Annotated in this window: 25 protein-coding genes and 1 tRNA gene; 1 reads left to right on the top strand and 25 read right to left on the bottom strand. The window is 41.4% G+C overall.

Annotated features, from left to right (window positions below):
* From SORDD16_RS08750 to tgt, 19 genes are all read right to left on the bottom strand, one after another.
* On the bottom strand, positions 1 to 181 hold a 181-nt coding region (locus SORDD16_RS08750), incomplete at its 3' end, for a PTS transporter subunit IIC (RefSeq protein WP_277730546.1).
* A 133-nt stretch (positions 182 to 314) separates the two neighbouring features.
* Entirely contained in the window at positions 315 to 938 is a 624-nt protein-coding gene (locus SORDD16_RS08755; protein ID WP_061453147.1) for a hypothetical protein, read from the bottom strand.
* A 55-nt stretch (positions 939 to 993) separates the two neighbouring features.
* Positions 994 to 1980: an RNA-binding cell elongation regulator Jag/EloR gene (gene jag, locus SORDD16_RS08760; RefSeq protein WP_061453148.1), complete on the bottom strand. Its 987-nt coding sequence runs from the start codon at positions 1978 to 1980 to the stop codon at positions 994 to 996.
* A gap of 17 nt (positions 1981 to 1997) precedes the next feature.
* Positions 1998 to 2822 (bottom strand): YidC/Oxa1 family membrane protein insertase, encoded by an 825-nt coding sequence (locus SORDD16_RS08765; RefSeq protein ID WP_241734043.1) that lies wholly within the window; start codon positions 2820 to 2822, stop codon positions 1998 to 2000.
* Complete coding sequence (gene rnpA / locus SORDD16_RS08770) at positions 2797 to 3168, bottom strand: ribonuclease P protein component (RefSeq protein WP_061453150.1); 372 nt, start codon at positions 3166 to 3168, stop codon at positions 2797 to 2799. The genes SORDD16_RS08765 and rnpA overlap by 26 nt, the downstream gene beginning before the upstream one ends.
* 159 nt (positions 3169 to 3327) lie before the next feature.
* Positions 3328 to 4518, bottom strand: coding sequence for an acetate kinase (locus SORDD16_RS08775; RefSeq protein WP_061453151.1), 1191 nt, complete (start codon positions 4516 to 4518; stop codon positions 3328 to 3330).
* 51 nt (positions 4519 to 4569) lie between these two features.
* Complete coding sequence (locus SORDD16_RS08780; RefSeq protein ID WP_061453152.1) at positions 4570 to 5523, bottom strand: class I SAM-dependent methyltransferase; 954 nt, start codon at positions 5521 to 5523, stop codon at positions 4570 to 4572.
* Between the two features lie 58 nt (positions 5524 to 5581).
* Positions 5582 to 6172 (bottom strand): class I SAM-dependent methyltransferase, encoded by a 591-nt coding sequence (locus SORDD16_RS08785; RefSeq protein ID WP_061453153.1) that lies wholly within the window; start codon positions 6170 to 6172, stop codon positions 5582 to 5584.
* A gap of 32 nt (positions 6173 to 6204) precedes the next feature.
* Complete coding sequence (comGG, locus tag SORDD16_RS08790) at positions 6205 to 6609, bottom strand: competence type IV pilus minor pilin ComGG (RefSeq protein ID WP_061453154.1); 405 nt, start codon at positions 6607 to 6609, stop codon at positions 6205 to 6207.
* Positions 6587 to 7048 (bottom strand): competence type IV pilus minor pilin ComGF, encoded by a 462-nt coding sequence (comGF, locus tag SORDD16_RS08795; protein ID WP_061453155.1) that lies wholly within the window; start codon positions 7046 to 7048, stop codon positions 6587 to 6589. Before comGF ends, comGG begins: the two co-directional genes overlap by 23 nt.
* Positions 7011 to 7313 (bottom strand): competence type IV pilus minor pilin ComGE, encoded by a 303-nt coding sequence (gene comGE, locus SORDD16_RS08800; RefSeq protein WP_164966512.1) that lies wholly within the window; start codon positions 7311 to 7313, stop codon positions 7011 to 7013. The genes comGF and comGE overlap by 38 nt, the downstream gene beginning before the upstream one ends.
* On the bottom strand, positions 7276 to 7710 hold the full coding sequence (gene comGD / locus SORDD16_RS08805; RefSeq protein ID WP_061453156.1) for a competence type IV pilus minor pilin ComGD: 435 nt from the start codon (positions 7708 to 7710) through the stop codon (positions 7276 to 7278). The genes comGE and comGD overlap by 38 nt, the downstream gene beginning before the upstream one ends.
* Positions 7673 to 7996 (bottom strand): competence type IV pilus major pilin ComGC, encoded by a 324-nt coding sequence (comGC, locus tag SORDD16_RS08810; protein WP_061453157.1) that lies wholly within the window; start codon positions 7994 to 7996, stop codon positions 7673 to 7675. The genes comGD and comGC overlap by 38 nt, the downstream gene beginning before the upstream one ends.
* Position 7997: 1 nt before the next feature.
* Positions 7998 to 9014 carry a competence type IV pilus assembly protein ComGB gene (gene comGB, locus SORDD16_RS08815; protein ID WP_081215193.1) on the bottom strand — a complete coding sequence of 339 codons (1017 nt, stop codon included), beginning with the start codon at positions 9012 to 9014 and terminating at the stop codon, positions 7998 to 8000.
* Positions 8962 to 9903: a competence type IV pilus ATPase ComGA gene (comGA, locus tag SORDD16_RS08820; protein WP_061453158.1), complete on the bottom strand. Its 942-nt coding sequence runs from the start codon at positions 9901 to 9903 to the stop codon at positions 8962 to 8964. The genes comGB and comGA overlap by 53 nt, the downstream gene beginning before the upstream one ends.
* 63 nt (positions 9904 to 9966) lie before the next feature.
* The gene (locus SORDD16_RS08825; RefSeq protein ID WP_061453159.1) at positions 9967 to 10332 is read right to left on the bottom strand and encodes a DUF1033 family protein; all 366 of its coding nucleotides are present in this window, start codon (positions 10330 to 10332) and stop codon (positions 9967 to 9969) included.
* Positions 10333 to 10484: 152 nt separating this feature from the next.
* Positions 10485 to 11636 (bottom strand): N-acetylglucosamine-6-phosphate deacetylase, encoded by a 1152-nt coding sequence (gene nagA / locus SORDD16_RS08830; protein ID WP_061453160.1) that lies wholly within the window; start codon positions 11634 to 11636, stop codon positions 10485 to 10487.
* 139 nt (positions 11637 to 11775) lie between these two features.
* On the bottom strand, positions 11776 to 13593 hold the full coding sequence (locus SORDD16_RS08835) for an acyltransferase family protein (RefSeq protein ID WP_061453161.1): 1818 nt from the start codon (positions 13591 to 13593) through the stop codon (positions 11776 to 11778).
* A 133-nt stretch (positions 13594 to 13726) separates the two neighbouring features.
* On the bottom strand, positions 13727 to 14869 hold the full coding sequence (tgt, locus tag SORDD16_RS08840; protein WP_061453162.1) for a tRNA guanosine(34) transglycosylase Tgt: 1143 nt from the start codon (positions 14867 to 14869) through the stop codon (positions 13727 to 13729).
* 116 nt (positions 14870 to 14985) lie between these two features.
* On the opposite strand from tgt, the gene SORDD16_RS08845 reads away from it, so the two are divergent.
* Entirely contained in the window at positions 14986 to 15843 is an 858-nt protein-coding gene (locus SORDD16_RS08845; RefSeq protein ID WP_061453163.1) for a DUF975 family protein, read from the top strand.
* A 428-nt stretch (positions 15844 to 16271) separates the two neighbouring features.
* Here the strand turns inward: SORDD16_RS08845 and SORDD16_RS08850 are convergent, their stop codons facing one another.
* The 6 genes from SORDD16_RS08850 to SORDD16_RS08875 all read right to left on the bottom strand — a co-directional run bounded on the left by SORDD16_RS08850 (position 16272) and on the right by SORDD16_RS08875 (position 22565).
* Entirely contained in the window at positions 16272 to 17327 is a 1056-nt protein-coding gene (locus SORDD16_RS08850) for a LysM peptidoglycan-binding domain-containing protein (RefSeq protein ID WP_061453164.1), read from the bottom strand.
* Positions 17328 to 17489: 162 nt separating this feature from the next.
* Positions 17490 to 18113 carry an HAD family hydrolase gene (locus SORDD16_RS08855; protein ID WP_061453165.1) on the bottom strand — a complete coding sequence of 208 codons (624 nt, stop codon included), beginning with the start codon at positions 18111 to 18113 and terminating at the stop codon, positions 17490 to 17492.
* A 3-nt stretch (positions 18114 to 18116) separates the two neighbouring features.
* Positions 18117 to 19397 carry an MATE family efflux transporter gene (locus SORDD16_RS08860; protein ID WP_061453166.1) on the bottom strand — a complete coding sequence of 427 codons (1281 nt, stop codon included), beginning with the start codon at positions 19395 to 19397 and terminating at the stop codon, positions 18117 to 18119.
* Between the two features lie 60 nt (positions 19398 to 19457).
* Positions 19458 to 20942, bottom strand: coding sequence for a threonine synthase (gene thrC / locus SORDD16_RS08865; RefSeq protein ID WP_061453167.1), 1485 nt, complete (start codon positions 20940 to 20942; stop codon positions 19458 to 19460).
* A 75-nt stretch (positions 20943 to 21017) separates the two neighbouring features.
* Positions 21018 to 22298: a glutamate-cysteine ligase family protein gene (locus SORDD16_RS08870; RefSeq protein ID WP_061453168.1), complete on the bottom strand. Its 1281-nt coding sequence runs from the start codon at positions 22296 to 22298 to the stop codon at positions 21018 to 21020.
* 183 nt (positions 22299 to 22481) lie between these two features.
* Positions 22482 to 22565: transfer RNA gene (locus SORDD16_RS08875), tRNA-Leu, on the bottom strand.
* Positions 22566 to 22572: the final 7 nt, after the last annotated feature.

The raw sequence follows: 22572 nt of genomic DNA on the forward strand, positions 1-22572 counted from the left end.
CCCCCGCACCAACGTTTAGCAACATATAACCAACTGTCGCTTTTACAAATCCTGAAAAGACTTCATGAGTTGGCTTTTTCAAAAGCGCATACCCAATCAGTACCAATAGACCTACGAAAAATGCGGGATTCTGCAAAATATTGCTAGAAAACCAATTTAGAACACCTGAAATGACTTCCATAACTGCTCTCCTTTATTTGAATTGTTTTTGTAACTTTATTATATGTTTTGAAAGCGCAAACAAAAAGACCAAGAATTACACAGCGGACTGTTCACTCTTGGACTGTACGATTTATGATATTTTTTGAGAAATTTTACTTCCTCGTCATCTCGTAATAAGGCAACAATCGAGTATAAGCGTCTTCTAGCTCCTCCAATATCGCTTCTACTGACTGATTTTCAATAAGGGAAACATCTGACTTGACCAAAACTTTTCGGACTTCCTGATTTCGCACTTTCTCTCGTAAGGTACGACGATTTTCTTCTGTGGCCTCTATCTTATGACTTTGACCATCAGAGTAGACTAGATAATAAATTCCTTCCACCACTGGAATTTCTAAAACCTTGGCTTGCTTGTCTAAAGTCTGTTCGTCTTTCTTACGTTCGATGAAACTAACTTCTAGTGAAACACCAAAATCAGAAGGAGCTCCATACAAACGCAGAGCTAACATAGGTTCTGTCACTTCTCCGTCTCTCTGTAGATAGGCCCAGAAATGTGGTCGTAAGCGCTGCGCTTGGTTCATCCACTGACTGGTCTGTTGCAGTTTCCATTCTGGATGATTAGCTTGAAAAGTTTTAGCCAGTTCTGTAAAAGACTTCCGAGCCTCTTGACCTTTTTTCCGTAATTCCAGCATTTTTTCTCGTTCATCACCTGCTTTATCCGGATTACGGTACTGAATCCCTGCAAATGATAGGTATTCTCTAACTGCTTTTATCATATCTCAACTGTTCCTTTCCTAGCAAAAAATCAGGATAAACCTGATTTTGCTTTACTTATTCTGCATCCACAACAACATAGCGATTTGGCTCATCACCTTCAGAGTAACTCGTCACGCCATCCATGCGTGAAATAATGCGATGGATAATCTTGCGTTCGCTATTTGACATTGGATCAGTTTGTTGGCTACGTCCTTCTTCTAAAACGCGAGTCGCCAATTTTTGAGCGTAGGTTTGCAAGACTTCTGCACGGTGTTCAACGTAATCATTGACATTGATCGTAATATAGAAGGTTCTTGAATAACGATTGTAGAGGTAATTTTGCGCTAACAGTTGAAGAGCTTTCAAGACTTTTCCGTGGTAGCCGATGATACGACCTGGCTCGTTAGTATCAATTTGAAGATTGATAGTGCGACGATTGTAGTCACTCGAAATCGTAGCTTCAACATCCATATCATCAACAATGGTTTGAACGTAACCAGCTACTTCAACTGCCACTTGTTCAATGTCGTAACTTGCTTCCACTTTCAAGCCTAAATCTTCCAAAGATTGACTTACTACTTCTTGAGTTCCAGTCTCTATTTCTGGAGCAGACTCCCTTTCCTCTGTAGTATTTTCTGGTTCCAATTCATTTAAAATCGCGATGTGACCTGTTTCTTCTAAAATCGTGCTAGCATGTTTCTCATTTTTCAAGATTTCAGCCTTGATTTCATCAGAAACACCCTGACCTTCCTCTTCGATTTTTTTAATCGCCTCAACAACATGACCAAGATCAACTGTCGCCTCTGTTACTGTCTTAACAGGTTCGTTTTGTTCATTGATTTCTTTCGGAACACCTTTTACAGCTTGTTGATTGGCCTTAATCACAGTCGTCTCACTAATCGCTTCAATATCAACTTGAGCTGGCTTCTTACCAAACAAGCCTAGGAACCCTTTTTTCTCTTTCGAAACGACCTTGATGTGGGCCTTCATTCTTGGAATGTCTAATTCTTTCAATCCTTTTTGGATTGCTTCTTCAACCGTTGAACCTGTAAATAATACCATTACCAGATTCCTCCTTATTACTTCGTTTTCTGAGCCTTTTTCTTGGCTTTTCTTTTTCTATTTTCCAAATCTTTTTTAGCCTGTACTTCCGCCTCACGCGCTGCAATAATCTTAAAAGGATTATTTAAGAAGTAAGTTTGCAAAACTTGATAAGCATTGGATGCTGCCCAGTACAAGGCTACGCCACTAGGTGAAGAGATGGCAAAGATAAAGATCAATACAGGCATCCCGTACATCATCCCTGTCATAGCTCCACTTCTTTCAGGTAAAGCCTTATTCGATAACCAACTGCTTAAGAAGGTAAAGACTGCTGCCAAAATCGGAAGGATAAAGCTTGTGTCTACTCCCCCAAGGTTCACCCACAAAAAATGCCCTGTTTTCAAAAAGTCCACTCGAGTCAAGGCTTGAAAGAGAGCCAAGAGAACTGGCATTTGAATCAAAATCGGCCAGAGAGAAGAAGAGTGTTTGACCCCTAATTCTTTATAGACCTTCCGCATCTCCTGATCCAGCTTGGTTCTACTTTCCATATCACGACCTGGATATTGTTCTTGCAGAGCCTTGATGCGTGGTTGAGCCTCTTGCATTTTTCGAGTGGCAACCATCTGTGTCTGAAAGACTGGCAATAAAATCGTCCGAATCAAGATTGTGAAGAGGATAATCCCCACTCCGATACTAATGTCAAAGGACAAAAAGCGGATGATTTCAGCAAAAAAATAGACGAATTTGCTCCAAAAATCTGTCGAATCTGCTGTTATATCGCTAGCTGTACCATTCGTTGCACAGGCTGTCATAACAAATAAGGACAAGCCCAGCAAACTAGTCAACTGTAGTTTCTTTTTCACTCCCATTTCCTTCCTGGTAAATCTTTGATAACTTTAATACGTGGAGTAGATTTTTCTCCATCTCTGCATATTCTAAGGTTTCAACCCCTTTTCGAGCAATCACGACAAAATCAACGTTATCAGCTAAACGCTCCCTTACACTTAGCAAAATGTGTCGAATCCGTCTTTTGATTTGATTTCTAGTAACTGCATTCCCTAATTTCTTACTGACAGACAGTCCTACTCGAAAATGATTTTTCTGATTTTCCAACTGGTAGACAACGAATTTGCGGTTAGCGAAACTTGTTCCTTCCTTGAAAATCGCCTTAAAATCTTTCTCTTTTTTTACACGAAAGTTTTTCTTCAAAACTCAACCCCATCTATTAAATTACTACTATTATACCATAAATTTCAAAAAAGCCAATAATGACAAGGTTTTAGACTGTTTCAACAATAAAAAGTTGGGAAAATTTATCTCCCAACTCCTTTTTATTGTATCTTATCTTGTAATTTTATTCAGATCATCTTATTTTTTCAAGCGTTCAACGTCACGAGCGATAACCAATTCTTCATCAGTCGGGATGACTAAGACACGAACTTTAGCAGCCTCTGTTGAGATATCTCCTGTAGCGCCAAAGACATTCTTTTCAGGATCAACATCGCAACCAAACCAAGAAATGCCTTCAATAACCATCTGACGAATCGTTACAGAATTTTCTCCAATTCCAGCTGTAAAGATAATGGCATCTGCACCGTTCAAAACTGCCAGATACTGACCAATGTACTTTTGGATACGATCCACAAAAATCTCATTTGCCAGCTGCGCTTTCTCGTCACCTGTACGCATAGCTTCGTGAATATCACGCATATCGCTTGATCTCTCAGAAACACCCAAAAGTCCTGACTCACGATTGAGAATTCGACTGATATCCTCTGGTGTATTAAAGTCATCTGTATGTTGCATTAAATAGGGAATAATTGCCGGATCAATATCACCTGTACGAGTCCCCATCATAATACCACCAAGTGGAGTGAAGCCCATAGATGTATCAACAGACTGACCACCTTTGACAGCTGTAATAGAACCACCATTTCCAATATGGCAAGTAATCAATTTCAAGTCTTCCAGAGGGCGACCTAAAATTTTAGCTGCTTCTCCTGCTACAAACTGATGACTTGTCCCGTGAGCTCCATACTTACGAACCTTATTTTCAGTATAGTATTTGTTTGGAAGAGGGTAGCGATATGCTTTCTCTGGCATGGTTGTATGGAATGATGTATCAAAAACAACAACGCTGGTAATATCTGGAAGCAATTCCTTGAAGGCACGAATTCCTGCCGCGTTGGCTGGATTGTGGAGAGGAGCCAAAAGCCCCAATTCCTCAACTTTTTCCAAAACATCTCCCTCAACCAAGGTTGATTCCTTAAAATATTCACCACCTGCAACGACGCGGTGTCCGACACCAGTAATTTCATCATAACCTTTGATAATGTCAAAACGAATCAAATCATCCAATAAGATTTTAACGGCTTTTGTGTGGTCATCAATATCAAGAATTTGTTGTTCAGAACGACCGTCAAATTTTACAGTTGAAATTGAATCTTTCAAACCGATACGTTCAATCAAACCTTTCGCCAATACTTTTTCTTCTGGCATTAAGTATAATTGCCATTTTAAACTTGAACTTCCTGCATTGATTGCAATTGTTTTTGTCATAACACGATACCCCTCTTTTAAGCGTTTTCATCTATTATAACAAAATCTATTTTATATTTCAGTACCTTGAGTCCATTTTTGAAAATTTTCTTTAAATTTCATTAAAATACTTGCATCTTGCAAACTAGCAAGTGGATAAACAAAAGGCTCTACCGCTATTTCACTTTTCTTCTGTAAGACAAAAATACTTTTAGCTTGGCTTGCAGTTGAGAAAATATCCTCTGGAAGAGTGATGATAGCAGCCAGACTCACTTCATCTTTGAGCCACCCTTTTAATAAGTCACTTTGAGGACTGGTTAGTAAATCACTCGGAGCTAGAAAAATAGCATAACCATCTGACTTAAGGTACTTGAGACCTTGCTCCATCAGCAAATGATGGGCATAGGTGTGTTCCTGATTAGAAGCCACTTGATATCGAGAGGCGATGGCATCGTCTGGGTAATAACCAACAGGCAAGTCGCTGATGACCACGTCGCTTTCTTTAAGCATTTGCGGACGAACGGCGTCCCCTTGAACAAAACCAGCCTGCAAACCAATCACGTCTGCCATGCTAGCTGCCAGATCAATCAATAGGTCATCCACTTCGATTCCCAAGTAATCTACTTTTTTAGCAAGAGATGTCAAGAAAGTAGCGCCCAGAATTCCCATACCAGATCCTATTTCGAGGATACTAATTTCCTCTTGTTCAAACAACTCTTCTACAACAAGTACCAAGAGGAGGGAAATGGCATCTGGTGTAAACTGGTGATTGGCCTGTAAAGGTTCCGTTTGTCCTGCCTTCATCAAGAGAAACTGATAGGTCTTGAGCCACTCTTCCTTGCGAAGTGCTAGGCGCTTAAGGGCTTGATTATTCTCCTTGACCTGCTCTAATTCGGTCTCACCATCCAGGTAGATACTATTTTGCTCTACCAAGGCATCATAAAAGTTGGTCACCAAATCACTTTGGATGACTTGGACATTTTCTAATAAATACGTATAAGCTTGTTCAATTTTTTCAAAATCCATATTTCTATCTTATCAAATTTCCCTCCTTTTTTCCATCTGAAGAGAAAAAATCACTGCTTTAGTCAGCAAGTGATTTTTGGGCTGCTGTTAAAAAGAGCTCTGCGTAATTTCCTAAGAAAAGACCTTCTGCACTGTAGAGAATCTGACTGTCAATGCTCGAAAAACCAAACTGGGCGAGTTTGGTTTCCAGTTCAGTTAATTTAAAGCCGTGGCGGTTGGTATCTGTCTTGACAAAATCAGCAATGAGGACTTGTCCATTCTCCCTAAGGTGATGGTGAAACATGGCAAGAGTCGCATCTAGATCAGGCATATGATGAAGAACCCGACTGACAACAATCAGATCAAATCGCTGCTTCAAGGGATTTGCAAATAAATCCTGCTCTAAAAACTGGACATTCTTGATGTCTTGCTGGTCTGCTTTCAAACGTGCTTGTTCCAGCATTTTCTCCGAAATGTCTACAAGGGTAACCGACTTGGCCTGCTTGGCTAGAGGCAAGGCTAATAGGCCTGTCCCACCACCAAAGTCCAATATTTCCTTGTCTGGTAGAAGAGCGATCTGTTTTTCAACTGCTTGACAAACCAAATTTGCAAGAAAGATATTTTGGGGCGAATCAAAAGTTTCTGCTTTGTGATTAAAATCATGTTTCATATTTTTAGTTTAACACAAAGTAGTTGAATTGACTAGGAATTGTCTTTCTTATCTTTTGATGCTTTCTGATTGGTTTGTTCACTTGAGTTTGTAGATGATTGTTTCTCCGTATCTGTTTTCTTTTCCTTGGTTTTCATTGAAGAAAAGAGAAATTCATAGCTGCTCTTACTCATACGAACACTTGTTGCAAAACCTGTTTTCGTATTGTGATAAGTGACTTTTCCCAGGTTAAAGACTCGTTCCCCACTTTCTTGCTCAGCCTTATCTTTACTTCGCTTGGCCATGGCAAAAGCGACCAACTTTTCTTTATTTAAGGCAAAGTCTTTGTGATGGGCGACTTGCCGATTCAAATAAAACTGCAACAAAAGACTAAAGATGGCTGCCATGGTGACTGCATATAAAAGAACGCCTGCCTTAACTTTTTGTTTTTTCCACACGATAGATGAACTCCCTTTCTAAGCCTTTTTGAAACTGGAAACGAAAGCGAACCAGTTGATTTTCCTCTGTGATTTGTGCTGATTTCAATCCATAAACCATAGGTTGGTAGCCTCGTCCACTGGCATCGGTTTTTCGAAAATCGTCCGATTTGGACTTGCCCATAGCGATATCCTTGCCATCCTGTTTCATGTAGAGACGATTGCCTTCCACCTTTTCAAACTGCGAACGCTCTAACTCCGTCTCCAGCTGATCCACAAACAAGAGCCACTCCTTTTGCTCGCTTTGTTGCTGGTAACGAATTTCTGAAATGAGGAGCTGGCTCATAGCTTGAAAGAGGAGCAAGCTACCGCTAATGACGATAAGTGCAACCAGAGATTCTAAAAGAGTGAAAGCCTTGATCTTACTGCTCTTTAAGGTCGAGCAACTTCTCTGAATCATGGTAGACCTCCAATCCTTTTTCATTAGCAAACACCTGGATCTCCACTCCATTTACCTTTACCTGATTTTGACCTGTTTGCAGAGCCATCTTAGCCACACGTAAGACTTCCTCTTTTTGCAAGATTTCTGCCTCTTCTCGTCTATTTTTCTGAATTTGTCCCAAGAGGAGGGTTGCAATACTGGCAAATATAGCTAGCGCTACTACTGCTTCTAGTAAGATCACTGCCTTAATTTTTAATTTCCTTAATGCGTTTAATTTTCCCATTTCCTAGATATAATTGATAGCGAATCGCTCCTTTACTGGTCTGAAATTCAACCTTAGCCAGGGACGAATTGCCCCCAGCTCGATCAAAATGAATCGTTTGTCCAGATGGTGCCTGAATCCCTTTGGGAACAGTCAACTTCTGACTGCCATTGCTGATTGTCTGCCCATCTAAATTCAAGCTGGTCTTTTGCTGACTGGCTAGGCTGCGTTTTTGAGATTCCCGATAGAGTTCTTCAAATTCCATAAAGAAAATCTGCTCCTCTACCGCTGCAAAACTGGACTGAACTGAGCCGGACAAGACCAAGGCAATGATACTCACAAGCCCCAAAACCAAGAGACTTTCCAGCATAGTAAAGGCCTTAATCCGCAACAGTTTGACTTGTTTTTTGTTTTGCATGGTATTCTTTATAAGCCTTGGCTTGCTCTGCTGTGATGCGACCGTCTGCCTGTAATTTGCTTAGGCTAGCATCTTCATTCTTGTCCAGACTATAGAGTTCTGCCTGACTTTCCACCACCTTAACAACAGCAGCTTTTCCTTTGTCATTCACTGCATCCTTTTGCTTGGTCAAATTAGGCACAAAGAGCAAGAGAAGAACGCTGATGATTAAAAGGACGACCAACATTTCCACGAGAGCAAAGGCTTTCGCCTTGGCTTTTTTCAAATTTGTCATAAGTTTTTTCATTTTAAAAGTTTACCTCCATATTTTGATACATGGGCATGAGCATTGCCGCATAAAGTAAAACGATAATCAGAGCCACAAAGATAAAGACCAGTGGCTGCACCAAATTCATGGTGCGGTTGACTCGGGTAAAAAAGGCTTCCCAAGTCTTTTCTGCATAGATTTCCAACTCACTCCCCAGCTTGGATTTGACTTCTCCATACTCGATGATGAGACTTAACTCTCTCTTAAAGAATGGATAAGTCGCTATAGTCTGAGAAAATTCCTGACCACTTTGCAGGGCTTGAGCCAAATCTTGACCGATTTCTTTAAAAAGCTGGGAGCCTTGTTCCTGCATGATCTGAAAAATCTGCGTCAGCTCCATCCCCTGCGAAATCATATTGCCCCACTCACGCGCATAATAAGCTGTCAGATAAGTCTGGACAAAGATTCCTAGAAAGGGAATCCGTGCTAACATCGAGAAGACCCGCATCTTGGAACTTCTTTTGTAAAAAGTGAGAGCTAAAAGTAAAGATAGAGAGCAAACCAGCACTAGTCCCAGAAAAATTTGTGGCAGATTACCGATGATTTGAGTGGCGATATTGCTACTGTCCAGTTGGGGGAGCAAATAGTTTCTCAACCCCATCATGATTAGCAGGAGAAATCCCAGCAAAATCAGAGGATAAGTCGCCACTTCGATTAACTTTTTCTTGACCTTGGACAAATTATCCAAATATTCTTCTATCTTTCCCAAACTCAGATGAAGATTCCCATGCACCTCAGCTAGGGATAACTGGGTCACAATGGCACTTGAAAAACCCAAGCTGTCCATCATTTCTGAGAAGGATTTTCCTTGAGACAAGCCTTGGTGCATCTGTGCCACATAGTCCTTTTCCAGCAAGGCACTTCTCCCCAAGAAAGAAATGATTTCCACCAAATGAAAGCCACTGGAAAAGAGGTTGTTAAACAGGGTGATGATTTTCTTCTGCTTAGCTGTAGCTAATTTTTTCCGTTTCAGCCTGAAGACTTGTGATATGTCCATCTTTAAGAAGCTGGTCAATCTGCGCATTCCACCTGGTTGGCTGATGTTCCTGATAGTCTTTGTTTGCAAAGTCAACAATTCCTCCTCCCCCGATTAATCTCTGGTAGCAGACTCCTTGCAGGACAACTGCTAGTTCCTCCTCCGTCACACCCAACTCCAGAAGGCGTTCATAAACACCTCGGATACTCTTGGCATGAATGGTTGAAAAGACTGTCGCCCCTGTCAAACTGGCTCTGACCACTGCACGCGCTGTCTCGCTATCCCGAATTTCACCGATAATCAAAAGGTCAGGACGATGACGCAAGGATAGTTTGATCAGATTTTCATAGGTCAGTCCAATCGTCTCATTCAACTGCAACTGGAGCATGTCTTCCTGCTTGATTTCTACTGGGTCTTCGATAGACATAACTTGTCGTCCCTTAAAAAGGGATTTGGCTAATTCGTGCATCAGGGTCGTCTTACCACTGCCTACTGGACCAGCAAAAAGATAGAGTCCCCGTTGCCTGTACTGCTCACCCAGTTCGTTCATATCCTGAAACCAGAAATGCAGGTCCTGCTCCTCATCGTGTAACAAACGAATGACCAAACTCTCATGCCCCCGATAATCTCCCACGGTGGACAAACGCAGAGAAGAAACCTTTTCGTCATACTGATAATCACAAGAACCCAGCTGACTGCGGCGTTTTTCTCCAACATTCATACCCGCTACAAACTTGAAATGACTAATCACAGCAGCAAATACCTCAAAATCATAGGAGTCAACTAGACACCGTTCGTCTCCAACCCGCATGTGAAGCTCGTAGGACTTTTCCTTGGGGATAAAATAGATATCCTGAGCCTTCTTTTCTTTCGCAGTAGCAATAATTTTCTGTGCAATTTCTTGTACCATACCGCCCTCCTTATCTAACTATTCGCAAAAAAAATAAAAAAAGCAACTTAAAAAGTTACTTTTTTATCTCCATTTCATGCGGCAAGAACGATGTTTTTCTTGACCTGTTTGTTTTTCATAGCCTGGACGTAGCTTTTCATCGGGGATAACTTGCCCATCCTGTAAAAGAGCCAAAGAATGGTACTGTTGTAAATACTCATCACACTCATCACACCAGCGTTGGTCTGCAGGATCCCAAAAAATAGTCATCAAATCGCTCCGACTCTTATAAAGGGGATTTTGTTTTTCCAATTCAAACCAGCATAATTTATAATATTTTAGAGCATCATAGTACTTGTTAAAAGAGCGACTCATAACGACATCTTTTTCCCAACCTTCTATGAACCACCACGGTTCAAAATCCCCATACATTTCTATTACACGATACATTCTTACTACTTCCTTTGTATCGTATATTATAACGAATTTTCTAGAACAATGAAAGGATTTTGCTTGCCTTTCCCATCAGGAAGACTTCTTTAAATACCATTTCAGCTTATCATAAAAATAGGAGTCCTTTATTGACCCCTATTTTTATCTTCTTAGGCTTGATAACGTTTCACACCATCTAGGTAGGTTGCTACCAATTCCAAATCTTTATCTAGTACGATAAAGTCAGCGTCGTAACCTTCACGGATTTGACCACAGACATCATCGATGTGAACAGATTTTGCTGGGTTGAGGCTAGCCATCATGACTGCTTCATGCGGATTCGCAATACCCCATTCGACCACATTTTTCAAACCATCTTTGAGTTTGAGGATAGAACCTGCCAAATTGCCTGTAGATTTGAGACGAGCAGTTCCATTTGCAACGACTACTGGGAATTCTCCCAACATGTAGTCGCCGTCTTCCAAGCCACCCGCTGTCATACAGTCTGTGATAAGGGCAATATTTTCAGTTCCCTTTTGCTTGAGCAAAATATCACAGGCCTTTGGATCCACGTGGTGGCCATCACAAATCAATTCTGCGTAAGTATGTGGCAACTCATACATGGCACCCACCATACCCAGCTCACGGTGAGTCAACCCACGCATGCCATTGTAGGCATGCACCCAAACACTTGCTCCAGCATCGACTGCTTTTTTAGCTTCATCAAATGTCGCATTTGAGTGTCCTAGAGCAACGGTCACACCTTCACCTGTAACTGTACGAACAAAGTCTTCTACACCTTCACGTTCTGGTGCAAGGGCAATTTTATTAAGCAAGCCATTGGCTGCTTTTTGCCAAGCACGAAACTCATCCATACGAGGATCTTTCATGTAGGCAGGATTTTGAGCTCCCTTGTATTTCTCTGTGAAATAAGGGCCTTCAAAATAGATCCCACGAATCTTAGCTCCACTTGCTTCCTGGAAACGAGCTCCGATATTTTCAGTTACTGCAAGCAACTGCTCATAAGAGGAAGTCAAGGTCGTTGGCAAGAAGCTGGTAACACCCGTGCTAAGCAATCCTTCACTCATGGTATGAAGGGTTCCTTCGATGTTATTGTCCATGACATCCACACCACCAAATCCATGAATATGGGTATCCACAAGTCCTGGAGCAATGCTATAACCGGTATAGTCAATCACCTCAGCTCCTTCAGGAATCTGTTCTACATGTTTGCCAAACTTGCCATCCACAAGTTCCAAGTAACCGCCACGACGAACTCCGTGTGGGTAGAAAAACTGATCCGCTTTAATATAGTCAGGCATAATGATAACCTCCTTGATAGATTGATGCTAGAATTATTATGTCAATTACATTATAAACCTTTCTTTTTCATTTGTAAATGGTATAGACCTATTTTTTGTGGATATTTTAAAAGAGCTGGATTTCTCCAACTCTTTGATCTTATTTTGATTTTACAGGCAGTTCTTGAGCAGCCTTAACAGCAGCTGCAATCGTCTCTGCGTAAAGTTTAGCACCTTCTTCAATCATGTTGCCATCATTGCCAAAGTGAACTTGGTCAGTTCCAGCCCAGATTTCAGGGTGCTCCTTAGCAACCTTATTCCAGTCAGCGATGCTCACATATGGATTCTTTTCAGCTAATTCTCTCGCATAAGCCGCATACTGTTCCACTGATGTGTAAGTGTCCTTGCTCTTGTCTCCCTCATAAGGTGTCACCAGTATCAGATGGTGTCCTTTCGGTAGGTTGTTCACGATACTGTCCAAATCATTCTTATAACCTTCAGGATTGTTGACCCCTGTTGCAATGACGACTGTTTTTAGCAGCGCCTTGTTCTGACTGTTATTGAGCATGATGTCATTGGCTTGCTTGGTCGTTCGACTAACCTGGGCATTGATATTCGCTTCAGGAAGTGCCTCTTGTAAGGCTGTATTGGCACGCAAGGCTACCGAATCTCCTATTAGGCTTGTCCCCTCAGAAATTCCTAGACGACTCAGTTCAGCTTGTTCAGCAAGAGTCTTTGTTTGTCCTATATTGGTCTGGGCTTGTTTGAAACCATTGACCATCAAGTCTGTCTCAAAAGCTCCAACTTGAGGAGCCACAGCTATGATAATCAAGGTAATCAAGGTAAGAATGCCAGCACCAGCAGCACTAATTGATTTAATATGAGGCAATCGACTAATCTTCCGTATTAAAGGATTGGATTTACCGGCAATCAACGGCTCAATAATATAGAAGGATAGGATAGCAAAGAAATAAGAAAAGATGATTGTCAGAATAACAGCAGGCAGATTACTCATCAACTGAGAAAAGATAATATAAAAAGGCCAGTGGAAAAGATAAACCGCGTAGCTAGTATCCGCTAGAAATGTGATTATACGAGGTTCTTGTATCTCAGGCGTTTTCTCATGCAAGACACGCGCAGCAAGAATCATGGTCACGGCCGCTAAACTTGCTAGCAAGAAGCCAAATAGATAGGCAAACAGGTAAGTGAACTTGACAAAGAAAGTCAAGAGCACTAACACCAAAAGCCCCGCAGCAAACACCAGTAGATTTTGACGAAGGTCCCACATCCGATCAAACTGCTTGACTAAATCGCTCGTCTGACGAACCCCCACAACTGTCGCCAAAAAGCTTCCTAAAAAGAAGGGATAGACATGGGTCAAACTTGAAAAGTAGACAGATGAATAGGAACTAGCCATTAGACTACCAATAAACATGGAGAAAAAGCTAATGATAAAAGCTCCCGCAGAAAGAAGAAAGACCATCCCTCTCAATTGACTACTAGATTTTGAACGTTTCGATAAGAACCAAACCGCTAAGCCCCAAAGGATATAGTAGTGAACCTCAACAGCTAGACTCCAGTTGTGAACAAAGAGATGCGGAATGAACTGGGATTCATAACTTCCCCCTGTTAACATCTCATAGAAGTTGGTCATAAAACCGAGAACTCCAGCAATCTGGCCACCAATTCCAGCAACATAGTCTTGACGAACCAAGAAAGTAAAAGGCATGGTCACCAAAACCATCAGAACAACAGGTGGTACGATGCGGTAAAACCGTCTCTTAAAAAAGCCTAGTAAATCAATCTGGCGTGCCTTCCCAAATTCTTCTAAAAGGAGGGAAGTGATCAAAAATCCTGAAAAAGTGAAAAAGACATCTACCCCAAAGAATCCTCCAGGAAAGATCGTTTGAAAGAAGTGGTACAAAAGCACCAAAAGTAAACCTGTAATCCTAATCAAGGAAAACCATTTAATACGCATACGAGTCTATTCTCCATTAAATTAGGAAGCAAAACACCACCTAATTTCCATTCCATTATACTCCCTATTCTATCAAAAAAATAGGAAAAATCCTAAGAGAAAACTTAGGATTTTGGCATTCTAATTTTACACTTTAAAAATTGCGTCCTGACTTGTTGTAGCCATATTTTTCTACAAAATACTCACGAAATTCCAAGAGATTGTCATCCATAATGGCTTGACGCACTTGCTTCATCAGGTTAAGCAAGAAGTAGAGATTGTGGTAGCTAGTCAAGCGGATACCAAAGGTTTCGTCAGCCTTGAGCAAGTGACGAAGATAGGCGCGTGTGTAGTTCTTACATGTGTAGCAATCACACTCAGGATCCAGTGGCGTAAAGTCCTCAGCGAATTGGGCATTTTTGACAACCAAACGACCTTGGCTGGTCATACAAGTCCCGTTACGAGCGATACGAGTCGGCAAGACACAGTCAAACATATCCACACCACGAATAACTCCATCGATCAAGCTATCTGGCGCTCCCACACCCATCAAATAGCGAGGTTTGTTTTCTGGGAGAAGTTGGGTTGTGAAATCCAAGACTGCATTCATCTCTTCGTGGGTTTCCCCCACTGCTAAGCCACCGATAGAGTAACCTGGGAAATCCATGCTGACAAGGTCGTGAGCTGACTGACGGCGAAGGTCTTCAAAGCCTGCCCCCTGTACAATTCCAAACAAACCTTGATCATATGGGCGACGGTGAGCCTTCAAACCACGCTCAGCCCAACGGCTAGTACGCTCGATGGATTTCTTAACATAATCATAGGGTTGGTAAAACTGAGGACATTCATCAAAAGACATCATGATGTCACTTCCAAGATTGTTTTGGATGGAAATGGCTTTTTCTGACGATAAGAACATCTTGGAACCATTGAGATGGTTTTTAAAAGTCACTCCTTCTTCAGTAATATTCCGGCTATCTGCTAGGGAATAAACCTGGAAACCACCACTATCCGTCAAAATTGGCTGGTCCCAGTTCATAAATTTGTGGAGACCACCTGCGCGTGCGATGAGTTCATCTCCTGGACGAAGCCACAGATGATAGGTATTAGAGAGGATAATCCCTGATCCCATCTCCTTCAACTCTTCTGGCGACTGAGTCTTGACAGTTGCTTGAGTCCCAACTGGCATAAACATAGGCGTCGGGAAGGTGCCATGCGGAGTGATGATTTCTCCCAGACGGGCTCCCGTGTGTTTTTCTTTCTTAATCAAGCGGTATTTGATTGGTGAATCTGACATTTTTTACCTCCGAAGCTGGGAAAGACAGTCCCAGTTCATACTTTGTGCCCAAAGGCATACTGTATGATTTTATCAAAAAAACTAGGAACTGTCACGAACTATGGTATAATGAAAGAATGAAATACCCAAAAATTGATTTAAAAACCATCCGTCTGCAGACTAGGCAATTTCAGGCCGAAAATCCCCGCCTCTTTCTCGTCTATCTCTTACCTAGCATACTGGTCATCTTATCAGGCTTTCTCAACCCCTTGGCTCGTCTCCAAGAAAGTGTTTTAGAGCAATCCTTTTTCAGCATGCTAGCACAAGTGCTCCAAGCCTATCTCTTCCCACTAGTGGTTTCTTTTTTGAGCTCGATTTTTCTAGCAGGTGCTGCCTTTGCGACACTCCGACTCCTCAAGGATCCTGATACGGAACTCTCAGTAAAATCAAGCCTGGCCCTCTTTGCTGAAGAGCGCTTCTCGCAAACCTTCCTAACCCTGCTCCTCAAACGTTTCTACCTTTTTTTATGGAGCATTCCAAACTTAGTAGGTGTTTATTTTCTCTTTTATAGCAATCTCTTGGCTAGGAGCTTTGTTGCCCTACATCCTGAATTTCCAAAACTAGATCTCTCATCCGTTGAAACAAATCAGTTCCTTATGACCTTTGGACTCTACTTTTTCGCGAGCCTCATCTTGATGATTGTGGGCAATCTCCTCTACGTACCGCAACATTATGCCTACTCGCAGGTAGAATTCCTCCTCTGCGATACTCTGGATTTAGGACAGGCTAAACCAAGTCAAATCCTGAAAACCAGCCGTTTCTTGATGAAAGGATACAAATTTCAACGCTTTGTCCTCGACCTACAACTACTCCCTTGGTACTTCCTCAATTGGATCACCTTTGGAATTGCTAGCTTTTCACTCCTTCCCTATATCCAGAACAATCAACTCTTCTTTTACCAAATCGTACTAAATCATAAACGCAGAAATAGATAAAAACATGCAAAAATCAGCCTCTTTATGAATCGCATCTCAAAAGTTAGACACAAAGAATCTAACTTTTGAGGTGTTTTATAATAAAATTGGGCAATGAAGATTAGATCCAAATCTATGAACTAATACTCTATTAAAATCAAAGTGCATTTTTATTGGCAAACTGCTCAAAGAACATCATAGCCCAAGTATATACTTGGGAATTTACCGTTTCTTATAGACATTACTATTTCCAGGCAAGCAATGAAATTTTCCTCAAAAAACTATAATATACATGCTGGCAAAAATTTATACACTTTTTAATTTTAAATGAGTATTAAATTTTCTTGATTTATTACTTACACTTTCCCACATTTGTTCCTTTTATCCTGAAGAATTACACACAAAAAAGAAGCGGGAACTCAATCAGTTCCCAACTTCCATTTCAATTATTAGTTCATGGATACGTGGACGTGATCATAGTGATTCTCTGTCACGCTACCACGATCTGGCATTGGATTCCAAGTATAGGCAGGTCCATACTTACTATTATATGGCGCATAGAAGCGTTGTTTCCAAATGATGTAATTGATTCCACGGCTAGCCATATTTTGGACTGCATATTCCGCGATTTGATCACCAAGTGCTGAACTCACTGGAACCATAAAGTCAATGGCCAAACCTTTACCATGATCCCCACTATCTCCAGGACGGTAGCCACTAAAGGATGTAATTCCAAACAAGTTCGCTACTTCTTCTTTAAAGGCTGCCGTCTGTGGTTGTAGACCAGCATTCTCAGACTTAGCTACAGCAAGTCCTGCATAGTCAGGAGCCGCTGGAGCTGAATAAGTTCTTGAAGGAGTTTGGCTTTGCTCTGCTTGATAAGTCAAAGTTGCAGTGTCAGAAGTTGCTGTTGATGCTGTTTCTTCCTCTGTTGCGCTTGTTCCTGTTGTATCGGCAGGTGTTTCTGTTATTGGCGTAGTTGCTACTGGGGTCTCCGCTGGAGTTGCTGCTGCCGTTTCTTCAGTCTCAGGTGCTTCTGTTGTTTTTTTGGTCTCTGTTACACTTGGTGCTTCCTCAATTGGTTGAGAAAGATCTTCTACTTGAACTATTTGTTCATCGACTGTCACTTGATTCGTCGTCAAATCAGCTGTCGCAGTTGTCACTTTTTCACTAGCGTCTGCTTGAGGAGTCTGGATTTCAACTTCCGTCACCTCTTCTGCCTCATTGACAGTTGTAGTCAAGACAGTATCTGGGAAAATCAAGTCCATATTGGTGATTTTGTTCAAATTCGCAAGAACTGTGACATCTACACCCAAAGCTTCTGCAATCGTGCTCAGGGTATCACCATACTGAACTGTATAGCTGTTCTTGTTTTCGTTTTTAGTCACATCGTTTTTAATTTGCTCAACGGTACGAGCAGTCCAAAGGATCTCCTCTGCTTGAGTTGCCAAAACTGGTGCAAGAGACAAGGCTACTGTTGAGGATAAAATAATTCTTTTCTTCATTCTTTCCTATTCCTTTCAAATGAGTACCCGTCTATCATAACACAAAAAAAGCAGAAAAAAAGCCCTCTCGGGCCTATTTAATAGAACTGTCTATTCCTTGTAACAAACTCGATTACTTGAAATAGTTTGTTAGGTTTCTGTCACAAAACTGACACAATCTTTTTATTGCTCAGCACCAAAAATGCAGGGAATATCTGCCAATCCTTGAATTCTGTGATTGCCTTCAAAAGAGGACTCTAAAAAGTTGATACTTTGAAGACCACTATTCTGGGCGAATTCCACATCCAAAGTCCGGTCCCCTATATAATAGGTGTTCTCAGGATCCAGCTGATACTTGTCTAGCAGATAGTTAGCCACTTCTGGACTAGGCTTGCGCGCAAAACCACTCTGACTGGTTAGAATCTCTGTGAAATAGGATTCCAACCCCAAGTCTCTTAGAATAGTAAAAGCATTGTCCCCCTTATGAGTATAGACAAACTGCTGAATCCCTGCTTCGTCTGCCCAAGCTAGCACTTCACGCGCACCTGGCATCAAAACTACCCGAGCATTCTTTTCAGCCAGACTCTGGGCACGCACCTGATTGAGCACTTCCGCATCCAACTTTCGCTCTTCTGCCACCTGCTCCAGCAAATCCTGCACTGAATACCTAAGGATAAACTCTCTCACTTTCTCCTTATCATAAGGAATAAAAAACTGAGCAAAGGTCTCCTCAATCCCTGATAAAATTGCTTCGTAAGAGTCCAATAAAGTCCCGTCTAAATCCCAAATAAAGGCTATTTTTTGCATTTTCTATCCTTTCAACATCATATAACGCTGGTAACGGTAACGTAGAAATAACCAGCGAAAACCATTATCCAAGAGAGTCCCTGCCCAAATACCAGGCAAGCCCCAACCAAGAACAAGCCCCATCAGATATCCTGTCCCAATGCGGATACACCACATCCCAATACTTGTCGCATAAAAGGGAAGACGAGCATTGCCCAAACCCTGCCAGACTGCCGTATAGATGACTGTTCCTATCGTCATAGGAGTTCCAAGTAGTGAAAAAAATGTCACTAGAACACTAGCCTCAACAGCTAGAGAATCCGTCGTATAGAGATGAGTAAGTGGCACCCCCAAGGCATAGATACTGAAAGTTAAGGGCAGCATGAGAAGCAGAGAAAGCCAAAAGGTTTGTTTGCTCAAACTAGCGACTCTTTCCCAGTTATCCTCTCCAACCGCTCGAGCCACCTGCATGACTGTTGCCGTAGCCACACCAAAGGCAGGCATATAGTTAAACTGGGTCAAAACTTCTCCGACTGCATTCCCTGCTACTGCCTCCGTCCCAAAAGAGACGACCAAGGCAATGATAACTACATCTCCAGCCCGCATCATGAGACGTTCTCCTGCTGCTGGTAAAGCCAAAGTCAATAGTTCCTTATCTAAACCAAAAGTCGGTTTCTCAAAAGGCAGCTTTAATTGTGACCACAAAATCACAAGACCGACTAAGCGAGACAAGATGGTCCCCCAAGCAACACCCGCTATGCCCATATCAAGGACAAAAATAGCAAGACTTGAAAAAAGAATATTCAAGACATTGGATAAAAGACTAACATAGAGGGGGAGCCGCGGATTATGTGTTGCACGAATCAAGGCACCCAGACTGGTCATCAACCCCAAGAGAACAATCGATCCGCCTACCAAAGATAGGTAGAGTCCACCACTCTCAGCCACATCCCTCTCCGTTCCCAAGAGTTCAATCATCTCTTCCCCAGCAAAGATGGATAAAGCGCCTAAAAGTGCACTCAGCAATAGGGTTATCTTGAGAGCCTCTGTCACGTGATAAGCCAACTTGGACTGATCTTTCTGCCCTATATTTTTTGAAATAACACTGGAAATAGCAGCTCCTAGAGCGATAAAAATCGCCTGGTAAATCGTGATAATATTGCCAGCAACTGAAACACCTGAAATAGCTATCAGTCCCAAGTGAGCGACCAAGTAACTGTCCACCATTCCCATAAGCATTTGCAAAAAGTTTTCACCCATAGCTGGCAATGCAATGTTAAGAATGTCTTTATTTTTCTTAAACAATCTCTCCTCCTGATGAAAAGAAACTCAGTTGGTTTCCCAACCGAGTTTACGCCCTCTGTCTTAAAGTCCTAGATAAGCCTCAACCGCTGCTTGCATGTCAGTAGCTGCCACTGTTGTTTTATGACGAACTGGAGCTGTTTCAAGACCATCAACCGCTGGTGGCACTGCCACTCCTGAAATGTCATGTAATTGAGCCAAGGCTTCAAAGTCAGTTAAGCCTATTTTTCCTGTTACAGCTTCTACGGCAACCACTGGGAACTTGTATGGACTAGCTGTTGAAGCAATCACTGTCTTAGCCGCATCCCCAGTAGCCACTTTGTATTTTCTATACACTGCTGAGGCAACCGCCGTATGGGGATCCTCGATATAGGCATCTGTTTGATAAATACGTTTAATTTCTGCCGCAGTTTCTTCCTCAGTCGCATATTCAGCTGCAAAGAGTTCCAAGATAGCTGCATCAAAATCAGTCAATTCATATTGTCCTTGTGTACTCAAGGCATTCATGAGTTCAGCTGTCTTAACCGCATCGTTCCCCAAAAGATGAAAAATCAAACGCTCCAAGTTTGAAGATACCAAGATATCCATCGATGGACTAGTTGTTACTTTAAACTCACGTTTCTTGTCGTAAACACATGTCTTGAAGAAGTCTGTCAAAACATTGTTGTCATTTGAAGCACAGATTAATTTTCCGACTGGTAGACCGATTTGCTTAGCGTAAAAAGCAGCCAAGATATTTCCAAAGTTTCCTGTCGGTACTGTGAAGTTGACCTTATCACCAGCCACAATCTCACCAGCCTTAACCAACTGAGCATAAGCATAAACATAGTAGACAATCTGTGGTACCAAACGACCAATGTTCATAGAGTTAGCTGATGAAAATTGCAGTTTATTGGCAGCCAACTTTTCACGAAGAGCTACATCGTTAAACATATGTTTCACATTTGTTTGCGCATCATCAAAGTTTCCATCGATAGCAATAACATGAGTATTGTCGCCAGTCTGAGTAGTCATTTGCAACTCTTGTACCTTACTGACACCATCCTTTGGATAAAAAACGATGATCTCAGTACCAGGTACATCGGCAAACCCTGCCATAGCAGCCTTTCCAGTATCACCAGATGTCGCTGTCAAAATGACAATCTTGTTCTCCAAACCATGCTTTTTAGCGGCTGTCGTCATAAAGTATGGCAAGATAGACAAGGCCATATCCTTAAAGGCAATCGTTGAACCATGGAACAATTCCAAGTTGTATTGCCCATCCAGTTTCACCAATGGCGCAATAGCTGGAGTATCAAACTTGCTATCGTAGGCATTGTTGATACAGTAGTCCAACTCCTCAGCTGTAAAGTCATCTAAAAAGGCTGATAAAACTAACTTAGCCACTTCTTGGTAAGAAGCATCTTTTAATGTGTCAAAGTCCAAATCCACCTTTGGATAAGTAAGTGGTGTAAACAGACCACCATCCGTCGCCAAACCTTGCAAAATAGCTTGGCTGGCAGTTACTGTATTGTTCGCATCACGCGTTGATTGATAAACTAATGTCATGAATCTCTATCCTTTATCTATAGTCTCTTCCATTATATCACGATTTTTCAGAAAATTCGCCCTTTATAGGAGAAATTATAATCCCAATTCTTCTTTCAAAGGCTGTAAATAGATCATTTCGTGCTTATTTCTCATCTTCAGCCCTTCCTCCGCTAGCTGGAGTAAGTCTTTTGAAAACTCTATAATCGCAGTTTCTTCCTGATCTGTAAGTTTTTTCTTAGAAAATTGTCGTCTCAAAAACTTATAATCACGACCAGCTGTTGTAAAAAATGGAGCAGTTCGCAAGTAAGCTTCAAGCTTGTCTAAATTAACCAACAATCCCAAGTGAAAGGCAGCAGAAGTAAAAGTTCTATCTAGAGGTTGCGTACAAACACTACGAAACTCAACTGTTCCTCGAATCGTTAAATCTTGGTACTGATAACTACGATGAGTTTCAAAATCTTTCTCTTGAGGGTAAATAATAACCCCATCCCCATTTAGAGCAAATGCCTGGATTTCAGGTCTAGCCAAATAGTCCCTTGCTTGAATCGGATAAAAATAATAAATCTGCTCGTCACGTTCCGCAGTAAAAATTGCAGAATGATCTAGATAGTCAAAAAAATCCTCCTCATCATCAAAAAGTCTAGCATTAACCCCAACATTCTCTGAATAAATGCCATGCATAGACTCTTCCCAGAAAATATCCCTTGAAATTTTCGTATCCCAATCCTCACCTGAAAACTCAGAGTTTGCAAATAAATAAGCCTTAGCCGCTTCAATTTGAGTAAAAGCATTAATCACCCGTAAGTAGTTGGATTTTGAAACATCCAGTTGAACCTGACTACCACAGATAAAAGCACCATATTCAGGGAAATGATGTAAATCTGACTTATTAGTAATATTTCTACTCAAATTCAAATAATCCATCAACATCTGATAGCGGGGATAAGCCACTGGACAATTCTCATTTTTATCCCAGTTGGGATGAATGCCGCAGCCAACAATAGCATGATTAGCTTCACCCAACTTATTCTGAATCGTAGCCATATAGAAATTAAAGCGTTCTTCTACCTCTTGGATAGATTCGGCCTTTCCGAATGCAAACTCAATCGTCGTATAAGCAACCTCAAACAAGATCGTATCTTGGCTGACTGGATCAAACAATTGAATTGGATTCCCAAAATCATCCACTTTTTCGATAGTAAATCCCAGTACTGATGGTAAATACCGAAAGAGATCCTTAACAACTTCACCATCTGTAGCCTTACCCTCTAAATTTACAATAGGAAATTCTAACTCAATCCCAACAAATAAATCTGGGTGCTCTTTTATATTCTTTAAGTAACGTTTCTTTAGTAATTCAACAGACCGAGACATTAATCACCAAACTCTTTCATAATCAAAATAAATTGTGAATAAGTAATATTATACCAAAAATACACTAAAAAAGATTAGAATAAGAAGAAAAAGATCATTCACCAGTTATCTGTACTTAAAGAAAAAATATCAAAATCTTCACTAAATCAAAAAACAAGGTCCTAAAACCTTGTCTTTATACTATACCGGCGGCCGGGGTCGAACCGGCACGTCCTTGCGGACACTGGATTTTGAGTCCAGCGCGTCTGCCAATTCCGCCACGCCGGCAAATAGT

Origin of the sequence: Streptococcus oralis, assembly GCF_001578945.1 — a bacterium.
Classification (GTDB): Bacteria; Bacillota; Bacilli; order Lactobacillales; family Streptococcaceae; genus Streptococcus; species Streptococcus oralis_Q.